The following is a 479-nucleotide window of genomic DNA, read 5'->3' on the forward strand; positions in this document are numbered from 1 at the left end:
GCCGCTACGGAGGCGCACTGTCCGCGGTCCGTCCCGACGATCTGGCGGCGTTGGTCGTCCAGGAAGCAGTGGCCCGGGCCGGCATCGATCCGGACGCCGTCGAAGAAGTCATCCTCGGCAATGCGAACGGTGCCGGCGAGGAAAACCGCAACGTGGCCCGCATGGCCTGGCTGCTGGCCGGCTACGGGGACCACGTACCGGGCATCACCGTCAACCGGCTGTGTGCGTCCGGCCTCAGCGCGATCATTCAGGCGTCCCACATGATCAAGGCGGGGGCGGCGGATATCGTCGTCGCCGGCGGTGTGGAGTCAATGAGCCGCGCACCGTGGGTCCAGGAGAAGCCGGCCAAGGCCTTCGCCAAGCCGGGCGAAATCTTCGACACCTCTATCGGCTGGCGCTTCGTCAACCAGCGCTTCGCCAAGGGGGACCTCAGCCGCGGCGGCAAGATGACCTATTCCATGCCGGAGACCGCAGAGGAA

Annotated in this window: 1 protein-coding gene; it reads left to right on the plus strand. The window is 67.4% G+C overall.

The genetic code is table 11. The features are described 5' to 3' along the window. Positions 1–479 (plus strand): thiolase family protein (locus AC5RWT_RS38010; protein WP_494084708.1); only part of this gene is annotated, 479 nt, incomplete at both ends.

It is taken from the genome of Arthrobacter sp. Dra40 (assembly GCF_059091905.1).